Genomic DNA, 3659 nt, shown 5'->3' with positions numbered 1-3659 from the left:
CAGGGGTTCGGGCACCGGCAGCGGGTTCGATCCGGCGTAGGGGTCGGGTGCGGGCACCGCGTTCACCACGGCGGGGTGATTGGCCGGGTCCGCGACGGGCCGGTCGGCGGAAGCGATGCGCGCGCGGGCGAAATCCGCCGCCGCCAGCGTCGCCCCGGCGGTTGCCGCGACATCGAGCGTGACAGTGCCCATGGTCAGGATCGCGCGCCGCCCGCCGCCTTCGATGGACACGCCGTCGAACGGGTTGAGCGCCAGCACCGATGACAGGTCGATACTGTCGCGCGCGGGGTCGAAATCCGTGATCTGGCCGAGCGTGCCTGTGGTGAGCGGTGCGGCAAAGACGAAGCTGTCATTCCCCGCGCCGCCGGTCAGGACAACGCCCCCGTGCCGGGCAAGCAGCATGTCATCCGCTCCGCCGCCTGTAAGCGCGTCGCCCGGGGCGCTGGTTTGCCCGGTGCCGCCGTAGCTGGCAAGCTCTACATCCAGACGGCTCACGCCCGGTTCCGACGCGCTGCCGGTAAAGACAGCGAGGCCGGTGTCGGTTTCCCGCGCGGCAAGGGCGGCGATGTTTGCCAGCGCGCTTTCGGGGCTGTCGGCGACATGGGCCAGCGGGTGCAGCCGCCCGCCGGGCAAGAGCGCCATGAGGCTAAGCCCGTCATCCGCCCCCCCGGCGAGCACGAAGACGTCATCGCCGCGGGTGACGATATCCAGCGCGGTGACCCCGGCAAAGCGGCTTTCGCGGGTGTCGAGCAGGTGATCCGTAAGGGTCATCCCCCCGCCCGCGTCGAGCGAAAAGACGCTGAGCGAGGAGGAGCCGGCGGAGGCGAGTATTCCGTAGGTCGTGCCCGCGAGTTCTGCCGTGGCGAGCGCGGTGGGATCGGCGAACGCCGGTCCGGCGGGGCCTGCGGCCAAGGTGGCCGTGGCAGGGCCGGGCTGACCGCCCGTATCGAGCGCGTAACGGGTGACGCTTTGCGCGGCGCCGCCTTCGGCCACCAGCAGGCTGCCGTTCGCGCCCGCCGCCGTGAGGGCCAGCGCCGCGACCGGGCCTTGCGTGGACAGGCTGCCCACCTCCGTCAGGGTCGTGCCGTTCCACAGGTGCTGGGCCACCGCCGCCCCGCCGCGATCCGACAGCGCCACGAGGGCGCCTGCCGCGACAGGCAACACCGCGTCGAGGTGCCCCATGAAAGAGGTCGCGGCAACCACCGGCGCACCGCCGGGGCCACCCATGGCGGGCAATGCGAAGTGGGCTGCCGCATGACCAAAGACACCGCCCGTCAGAAGCGCCGCACCGCTGCCCTCGCCCAGCACGGTGATGTTGGTGAGGTTCGCGCGCTCCATCGCTTCGGGCGCATCGATGTACTGCGGGCTGCCGAAACCCGCGCCCGTCACGTCCCAACTGGTGATGGCACCGCTGCGCAAGCCCGCGTGGAGCATCGCCCCGCCCTCAGAAACCGCAAGTGCGAGATCACTCACCAGCGTTTCCTCCGCACCGGGAGAAGCCGCCGCGACGGTTGAGACATATCGGAATTCAGCCATGAGAGCCCCCTTTTCCACCGGTGAGCAGGCTGGAGGCATCACCGCGCGGCGAGCGGAGCGCAAAGGTGGCCATTTCAAGACCTGTAGAGAGCAAATGACTGAAATCGCGCGTTTTTCGTTAGGCTTTCGTCAATCGGCTCCGGGCAGTCCCCCGATTGATCCTCTGCCTTGGCTGGCGTATCACGGGGGCGACGCTTTTGCCCGCCAAGTTTTGCCCCAAGGATATTTCGATGCGTAAACCCAGCCCGACCGTGACCCCGAACACATGGGAATTCCTCCGGGACCCGATGATCGCGCCCACGGGGTTCCGTGAATACGATGCACGCTGGCAGTATCCGGAGGCGATCAACCTGCCGGGGATCACGGCGCTGGGGCTGGGGCTGGGTACGCAGATGCACCGGCGGGGGATCGAGCCGGTGATCGCGGTGGGCAACGACTACCGGGATTATTCGCTGTCGATCAAGAATGCGCTGATCCTCGGCCTGATGCAGGCGGGCATCCGGGTGCGCGACATTGGCCCCTGCTTGTCGCCGATGGCCTATTTCGCGCAGTTCCATCTGGACGCGCCCGCGGTGGCGATGGTGACGGCGAGCCATAACCCCAACGGCTGGACCGGGGTCAAGATGGGCTTTGAACGCCCGCTGACCCACGGCCCCGACGAGATGAGCGAGCTTCGCGATATCGTGCTGAACGGCGAGGGCGAAACGCGCGAGGGCGGTGCCTATGAATTCGTCGACGGGGTGCGAGAGGCTTATCTGGACGATCTGGTCGGCGACTTCCGGATGACGCGCAAGTTGAAGGTCGTCTGCGCGACGGGCAACGGCACGGCATCGGCCTTTGCGCCTGAACTCTTCGAGCGCATGGGCGTGGAGGTCGTGCCCAGCCATAACCGGCTCGACTACACGTTCCCGCACTACAATCCGAACCCCGAAGCGATGGAGATGTTGCACGACATGTCCGCCAGCGTCCGCGCGTCGGGGGCGGATTTCGCGCTCGGCTTCGACGGGGACGGTGACCGCTGCGGCGTGGTGGACGACGAGGGAGAGGAGATCTTTGCCGACAAGATGGGCGTGATCATGGCGCGCGATCTGTCCGCGCTGCACCCCGGTTCCACCTTCGTGGCGGATGTGAAATCGACCGGGCTCTTTGCCTCTGACCCGGTGCTGCAGGAAAACGGCGCAAGGGCGGATTACTGGAAGACCGGGCACAGCCACATGAAGCGGCGCGTGAAGGAGCTGGGCGCGCTGGCGGGGTTCGAGAAGTCGGGGCATTATTTTCTGGCCGAGCCTATCGGGCGCGGCTACGACTGCGGGATGCGGGTGGCGGTCGAGATCTGCAAGCTGATGGACCGCAACTCTGAGCGCAGCATGTCCGACCTGCGCCGCGCCCTGCCGCAGACATACTCCACCCCGACCATGTCGCCCTATGCCGCCGATGAGGACAAGTACGACATTCTCGACCGGATCGTGCAGCGGCTGGAGAATGTGACCGAGATGGCGGGCCGCAAGGTTGCGCAGGTGGTGACAGTGAACGGCGCGCGGGTGATCCTCGACAATGGCAGCTGGGGGCTGGTGCGGGCCAGTTCCAACACGCCGAATCTCGTTGTGGTCTGCGAAAGCAGCGAGAGCGAGGCGGAGTTGCGCTCCATCTTCAAGGAGATCGACGCGGTGATCCGCACCGAACCCGAGGTAGGCGATTACGACCAGACGTTCTGAGGCCCGGCAAGTCGCAGGGCGCGCGGCCTGCCGCGAGGGCGGACCGCTGCGCGCCGTTTCAGAGAGCCAGCAGCCGGTCCGCGAGATCATCCATGTCGCTTGCGATGATGTCGGGGGTGGGGACGCCATCCGCTTCGATGATGTTGTTGTGCGGACGCTTCAGGAAGGCACCCGCACATCCCGCCGCCTGCGCGCCGATGGTATCCCAGAGGTGGCAGGCCACCATGCACATCTCCTCCGGTTCGGTGCCGAGCTCATCGGCGACGAGGCGGTAGGTATCGGGGTGGGGCTTGTACTTCTCGACCTCCGCCACGCTGAAGCTGCGCTGGAAGAATTCCGCCAGCCCGGCCTTTTCCAGCGGCGTGGGCGAAGGTGAGGGGGATGAGTTCGTGAGCGTCACCAGCTTGA

2 protein-coding genes and 1 pseudogene are annotated in these 3659 nt (G+C 67.2%); 1 reads left to right on the top strand and 2 read right to left on the bottom strand.

Going from position 1 to position 3659, the window contains the following annotated elements; translation table 11 throughout:
• Window positions 1-1536, bottom strand: a pseudogene (locus A3728_RS10880) (hypothetical protein); the annotation flags it as partial.
• 230 nt (window positions 1537-1766) lie between these two features.
• On the opposite strand from A3728_RS10880, the gene A3728_RS10875 reads away from it, so the two are divergent.
• Entirely contained in the window at window positions 1767-3251 is a 1485-nt protein-coding gene (locus tag A3728_RS10875) for a phosphomannomutase/phosphoglucomutase (RefSeq protein WP_067923372.1), read from the top strand.
• Between the two features lie 58 nt (window positions 3252-3309).
• Here the strand turns inward: A3728_RS10875 and A3728_RS10870 are convergent.
• Window positions 3310-3659: HAD-IA family hydrolase (locus A3728_RS10870; protein ID WP_150120735.1), on the bottom strand; the 350-nt coding region annotated here is incomplete at its 5' end.

Source organism: Sulfitobacter sp. HI0040, from assembly GCF_001634885.1.
In the GTDB taxonomy this organism is placed as follows: Bacteria; Pseudomonadota; Alphaproteobacteria; order Rhodobacterales; family Rhodobacteraceae; genus Sulfitobacter.
The sequence above is the reverse complement of the archived record's forward strand: the minus strand, read 5'-3'. Positions and strand labels throughout refer to the sequence as shown.

Bases quoted from the DNA above. Each gene is read 5' to 3' on its own strand.
- A3728_RS10875 (WP_067923372.1), top strand. From the start codon at position 1,767: ATGCGTAAACCCAGCCCGACCGTGACCCCGAACACATGGGAATTCCTC.